This is a genomic window from Gordonia sp. (in: high G+C Gram-positive bacteria) (genome assembly GCF_012515855.1).
Taxonomy (GTDB): domain Bacteria; phylum Actinomycetota; class Actinomycetes; order Mycobacteriales; family Mycobacteriaceae; genus Gordonia.
Genome location: NZ_JAAYXO010000190.1, coordinates 1 through 5,959, shown reverse-complemented (window position 1 = coordinate 5,959; position 5,959 = coordinate 1). Strand labels below are relative to the sequence as shown.

The following is a 5,959-nucleotide window of genomic DNA, read 5'->3' as shown; positions in this document are numbered from 1 at the left end:
GGAAGCTAAGCCCACCTGCGCCGATGGTACTGCACTGTAATGGGTGTGGGAGAGTAGGACACCGCCGAACACAAATTTGCAGGGAGCCCCTGACCACTCGTTGGTCAGGGGCTTCCCTCATTTGTCGTGCATTCCTCACGAAAGTCCCGAGACGCGGGACAGGTTCCGAGGTCTACGTCGAACCAAGGCAGCTCGATCAGCGGTCTCGCCGTGCACCTTCCGACGGCGACACGGTGAAGATCGCCGGTTCCTTGAAGCCGGCGCTCGCGAAACCGCGGCGGAGGGCGTCGGATACCGCTGACAGCTGGCCGTTTCCGACCAGAGCGATCGCGGCGCCCCCGAAACCTCCGCCGGTCATTCGGGCGCCGACAGCCCCGTGTGTCATCGTCAGCTCGACTGCCATGTCGAGTTCGGGGACTGAGATCTCGAAGTCGTCGCGCATGGATGCGTGGGAGGCTTGGAGGAGGCCGGCGATGGCGCGGGGTCCTCGCTGAGTCAGTGCGTCGACGGTGTCGAGCACGCGCTGGTTCTCGGTGACGACATGCCGCACACGGCGGAAGGTCACGTCGTCGAGGAGTTCTGCGGCCTGGGGGAGGTCGTCGATCGACAGGTCGCGGAGGGCGGGGACGCCCAACAGTCGTGCGGCACGTTCACACGCCTCCCGGCGGTCGCGATAGCCGCCGGTGGAATGGGCGTGCTTGATCTGGGTGTCGACGACGACGAGTTCGAGGTCGGCATCGCTGAACCCGGTCGATACCGAGCGAGTTTCGAGACTGCGGCAGTCGAGAAGGGTCGCGGCGTCGGGCCGGCCGAGCATCGAGGCCATCTGATCCATGATCCCGGTGGGTGCGCCGACCGCGTCGTTCTCCGCACGACGACCGACCTGCGCCAGGGCGACCCGATCCAGGTCGAGCGCCCAGAGATCGTTCAACGCGGAGGCGACGGCGCCCTCGATCGCAGCCGAGGAGGAGAGACCGGCGCCGACGGGGACGTCCGAGGCGATCGCGATGTCCGCTCCCGGAGTCGTGGCGTCCGGTCGTGCTTCGCGCAGTGCCCAGGCGACACCGAGGACATAGGCTGCCCATTCCGGCACCCGGGGAGTGGCACCCGTCGGTGTCGGGAAGAGATCGTCGAGGTCGTCGACCGCGACGACGACTGTTTCGTCGGCGAACGTCGATCGCACCCGAAGTTCACCGGTCCCGTTCAATGCGACGGCCGCATAGGTTCGGTGCTCGATCGCGAAGGGCAGGACGAAGCCGTCGTTGTAGTCGGTGTGCTCGCCGATCAGATTCACCCGTCCGGGCGCGGACCAGACCCCGTCGGGTGCGCGCCTGGACAGTTCTTCAAGGAGGACGCTGGAGGCGGACAGTGCGGTCATCGCTACTCCTCGGGGATCGGAACCGAATCGACTGCGGCACGCAGGCGCTCGGCTGCGACTTCGGGAAGGATTTCGGCGGTCCACGCACCCATCGCTGCCTCGGAACCGGCGAGGAACTTCATCTTGTCGGCGGCGCGACGGGGACTCGTGAGCTCTAGGCGCATCCGCACGGTGTCCCGGCCGATGGAGACCGGGGCTTGGTGCCAGGCCGCGATGTATGGCGTCGGGGAGTCGTAGAGGGCGTCGACCCCGCGTAGCAGCCTGAGGTAGAGCCGGGCGAGCTCGTTTCGCTCGCCGTCGTGGAGCGCTGCGAAGTCGGGGACAGGGCGGTGCGGCATCAGGTGGACTTCCAGCGGCCAACGCGCGGCAAAGGGCACGAAGGCCGTCCACTTGTCGCCTTGCAGGACGACGCGCGGACCGCGCTGCTCGAACTCGAGTACTCGCGCCATCAGGTCGGGGCCGGTGCGTTCCGCGCTGCGGAGCAGGGCGCGCGTCCGCGGCGTGATGTACGGGTAGGCATAGATCTGGCCGTGCGGATGCGGCAGAGTCACGCCGATCGCCTCGCCGCGATTCTCGAACGGGAAGACCTGCTCGACGCCGGGCAGAGCCGACAGGGCCGCGGTGCGATCGGCCCAGGCCTCGATCACGGTGCGGGCGCGGCCGACCGACTGGGTGCCGAACGAGCCCTCGTGCTCCGGGCTGAAGCACACCACTTCACAGCGTCCGGTACTGGTCCGCGTCCGACCGAGTCCTATCCCGGTCAGGTCGTCGAGGCCGCGGACCGGGTCGACAGCGGCGGCGACGTCGCCGACAGCTTCGGCGAGCGCGGGGCCGAAGGCAGGAGAACGGTTCTCGAACACTGCGACGTCGTAGAGCGACGGCAGCTCGGAGGGATTGGTCGGCGACTGCGGGGCCAGCGGGTCGGCTTCGGCGCTCGGCATCGTGACGCGGTTCTGCCGATTGGTGGCGAAGGTGATCCAGTCTCCGGTGTAGGCGTCCTGGCGCATCGACGCCGTCGTCGGACGTGGCGCGGCAATCCGCGTGTCGGCCTTGCGGTCTGGGCTCAGTCGGGTGTCGGCGTCGTCGTAGTAGATCAGCTCGCGGCCGTCGGCCAAGCGCGTGGATCGTTTGACGACGCCTGCGCCGAGGAGTTCGGCGGACAGCGGTTCAGTCGTCATAGCGCACTCCGATCATTGCCGGTCCGCGACAGGCGCAGGGCAGTGCTCATCCCTTGACCAGTCGCATCGTCTGATGCGACAGCAGTCGGTTGACCGCGGGCAGGCGCGACAGCACGCTCGCGGCCAGCGCCTCGTAGGACTCCGGATCGGCCACTTGCACGCGCAGGTAGTAGTCGGGCTGACCGAACATGCGTCGGAGCTCGGTGACCTCGGGAACGGCGGCCGCCGCCGTCTCGAAGTCGTCGATGGTCGCGCCGTCGTTGACCGCGATGTCGATCGCGACGATCACTTCGAACCCGCGGCCGCTGTTCTTGGGATCGACGGTGGCGCGGTAACCGCGGATCACCCCGTCGCGCTCCAGTCGCTGCACCCGACGCAGGCACGGAGCGGGGGTGAGGCCGACGCGGCGGGCCAGTTCGGTATTGCTCAACCGACCGTTGTTCTCCAGTTCGGCAACGATTGCCATATCGAGGTCGTCAACGGTTGGTTTATTGCGCATTAGAGCACTCTACCAGCAGAAATTGGCAATCCAACCGAGCCTGAAGTTTCCTAACATTGCTTCATGACTACAACCGCAGTCGAGGCGATGGACGTCGAAGGCCAGGACGTCAAGGACGAGGTGGCCGCCGGTTGGCGTATTGCTCTTCCGGCGTGCGCCGCGGTGATTCCGCTCGGCCTCGCACTCGGAGTGCTGGTGGTTCAGTCCGGTCTTCCGTGGTGGATGGGACCTGTCATGGCTGCGCTCGTCCTTGCCGGGTCGATGGAGTTCCTTCTTGTTGGAATGCTCGCTGTGGCAGCACCTTTCGCTCAGATCGCCGTCAGCACGGTCCTGGTCAACTTCCGTCACGTGTTCTATGCGCTGTCGTTCCCGCTGCACCGGGTCGCGGGCCGCGGATGGAAGGCCTACGCCACGTTCGCACTGACCGACGAGTCGTATGCGTTGACCGCCAACCCGGAAGCGGGCACCTGGTCGCGTGCACGGATCATCAGCATCCAGGTGAGCTTCCACGCCGCCTGGGTGGCCTGCGTGGCAGCGGGTGCGGGACTCGGTTCGATCATCCCGTCGTCTGTCGTCGGCCTCGACTTCGCCGTCACCGCATTGTTCGTGGTCCTCGGAATGGAGGCCTACAAGGTCCGTCGGGCCGTCTCGATCCCGGTGCTGGCGTTGGGATCGGCGCTGATCGCGGCACTCATCTCGACCGAGCACATGCTTCTGATCGCCATGGCGCTGTTCGTCGGTGCGCTCGTCGCCTCGTATGTCGCGGAGAAGCGGAGGAAGCATGTCTGATCCTCGTTATGTGGCTATCGCGATCCTGATCTCCGCGTCGATCACGTGGGGACTGCGGGCCCTGCCGTTCGCCATGCTCGCACCGCTGCGCGACAGCCGACTGCTGGCGTTCCTGAGCGACCGAATGCCGGCCGGGATCATGTTCATTCTCGCCGCGTACACGGTCCGCTCTACGGATCTGACGGCTCTGACGTCGGTGGGCCCGCCGCTGCTGGCCCTCGCGGTGACCATCGGCCTTCATTTGTGGCGGGGCAGCATGACGCTGAGCATCTTAGGCGGCGTGGCCGTCTACGTGGTGCTGGCGTCGACGATCGCGGCCTGACGGGCCGTTTCCGCAGATCTGTTGCGGCACTGTCGACGGTCGCGCAGGGTGGTGGCATGACCGAGAGTGCGTCGCTGCCCAACCCGCTCGAGGAGTTGACGATTGATGCCTTGCGACAGCGCACCAGCGTGAAGTGGCGGGTCTACCCCGACGATGTGCTGCCGCTGTGGGTGGCGGAGATGGACGTCGCCCTCGCAGCGCCGATTGCGGACGCATTGACCAGGGCCGTCGCGCTCGGCGACACCGGCTATCCGGCGGGCGGAGCGGCGTACGCCGCGGCCCTGGCCGGTTTCGCTCAGCGGCGGTGGGGATGGGACGGCCTGGAGGTCGGACGGTCGGCGGTCGTGCCCGACGTCATGATGGGCATCGTCGAGGTCCTCAAGTTGGTCGGCGACCCGGGCGACATCGTGGTGGTGAACTCACCGGTGTACCCGCCGTTCTACGCGTTCGCGACGCACGCCGATCGCACGGTGATCGAATCGCCACTCGGCGCGACGGGTCGGATCGACTTCGAGCACCTGCGAGCGACCTTCGCATCGGCACGACGAACCCGCCGCAAGGTGGCGTACCTCCTCTGCAATCCACACAATCCGACCGGCGTGGTGCACACCCGTGCGGAACTGGCGAAGGTCGCCGAACTCGCGCGGGAGTACGGCGTCCGGGTGATCGCCGACGAGATCCACGCGCCGCTTGTTCTGGCCGGGGCCGAGTTCGTGCCCTACCTGAGTGTCGACGGCGCCGACGACGCGTTCTCGCTGATGTCGGCGTCGAAGGCCTGGAACCTCGCCGGGTTGAAAGCCGCGATCGCCGTGGCCGGTCCGGCGGCTGCAGCAGACCTCGCGCGCATGCCGGAGGAAGTGAGCCACGGTCCGAGTCATCTAGGAGTCCTCGCGCACACCGTTGCTTTCAACGAGGGGGATTCCTGGCTCGACGCTCTGTTGAAAGGTCTCGCCGAGAATCGGGAACTGCTGGTGGATTTGGTTGCGAAGCACCTTCCGAAGGTCGGCTTCCGGCCGCCCGAGGGAACGTATCTCGCCTGGCTCGACTGTCGTCCGCTCGGCATGGGAATGCCCGGCGACGCCGACGGCCCCGGTGTGGTCAGTGACCTCGCCGGCCCCGCCAAGATCTTTCTCGATCGATCGCGAGTCGCGCTCAGCTCGGGACACGTCTTCGGTTCCGGCGGCGCCGGACACGTCCGCCTGAACTTCGCGACCTCGACGGCAATCCTGACCGAAGGCGTGACGAGGATGGGTCGGGTGGGCGCGTGAGATTCCCCTTGTTGGTCGAGTTGGCGAGTGAGCGTAGCGAACCCGCTCAAGATCGAGACCGGAGCGACGGCGCGCAGGGGGCGATCTCGATATACCGATGCGTGCTTCGCTCGCAGCGGCACTCGATCAACGTAGGGCACGAGTGAGCGCAGCCGCGGGAGCCTTCCCCCCGTTGGTCGAGTCGGCGAGTGAGCGCAGCGAACCCGCCCAAAATCGAGACCGGAGCGACCACGCGCACGGGCGATCTCGATAAACCGTTGCGTGCTTCGCTCGCAGCGGTACTCGATCAGCGTGGGAAGACCCGGGCCGGGTGCCGGCCCGGCCTCGCCCTTCCCCTGTTGGTCGAGTTGGCGAGTGAGCGCAGCGAACCCGCTCAAGATCGAGACCGGAGCGACGGCGCGCAGGGTGATCTCGATACTCCGATGCGGGCTTCGCTCGCAGCGGCACTCGATCAGCGTGGGGCGAGCCGGCGAGTGAGCGACGCTGAAGGCGCCTTCCCCTGTTGGTCGAGTCGGCGAGTGAGCG

Annotated in this window: 6 protein-coding genes; 3 read left to right on the top strand and 3 right to left on the bottom strand. The window is 67.0% G+C overall.

The annotated features are described in order from the left end of the window. Positions 1-196 precede the first annotated feature (196 nt). Genes galK through GX543_RS13505 form a run of 3 tightly spaced genes read right to left on the bottom strand, consistent with a single transcriptional unit; the run spans position 197 to position 3,022 of the window. Positions 197-1,378: a galactokinase gene (gene galK / locus GX543_RS13515; protein ID WP_290852570.1), complete on the bottom strand. Its 1,182-nt coding sequence runs from the start codon at positions 1,376-1,378 to the stop codon at positions 197-199. Positions 1,379-1,380: 2 nt separating this feature from the next. Next, on the bottom strand, positions 1,381-2,556 hold the full coding sequence (galT, locus tag GX543_RS13510; RefSeq protein WP_290852567.1) for a galactose-1-phosphate uridylyltransferase: 1,176 nt from the start codon (positions 2,554-2,556) through the stop codon (positions 1,381-1,383). Positions 2,557-2,602: 46 nt separating this feature from the next. Continuing rightward, positions 2,603-3,022 carry an Lrp/AsnC family transcriptional regulator gene (locus GX543_RS13505; protein WP_290852565.1) on the bottom strand — a complete coding sequence of 140 codons (420 nt, stop codon included), beginning with the start codon at positions 3,020-3,022 and terminating at the stop codon, positions 2,603-2,605. Between the two features lie 96 nt (positions 3,023-3,118). On the opposite strand from GX543_RS13505, the gene GX543_RS13500 reads away from it, so the two are divergent. Genes GX543_RS13500 through GX543_RS13490 form a run of 3 tightly spaced genes read left to right on the top strand, consistent with a single transcriptional unit; the run spans position 3,119 to position 5,434 of the window. Continuing rightward, positions 3,119-3,844 carry an AzlC family ABC transporter permease gene (locus tag GX543_RS13500; protein WP_290852563.1) on the top strand — a complete coding sequence of 242 codons (726 nt, stop codon included), beginning with the start codon at positions 3,119-3,121 and terminating at the stop codon, positions 3,842-3,844. Further along, a complete protein-coding gene (locus tag GX543_RS13495; RefSeq protein ID WP_290852561.1) occupies positions 3,837-4,166 on the top strand; it encodes an AzlD domain-containing protein in 330 nt (109 codons plus the stop codon). Before GX543_RS13500 ends, GX543_RS13495 begins: the two co-directional genes overlap by 8 nt. 56 nt (positions 4,167-4,222) lie before the next feature. Beyond that, positions 4,223-5,434, top strand: coding sequence for an aminotransferase class I/II-fold pyridoxal phosphate-dependent enzyme (locus tag GX543_RS13490; protein WP_290852559.1), 1,212 nt, complete (start codon positions 4,223-4,225; stop codon positions 5,432-5,434). Positions 5,435-5,959 lie beyond the last annotated feature (525 nt).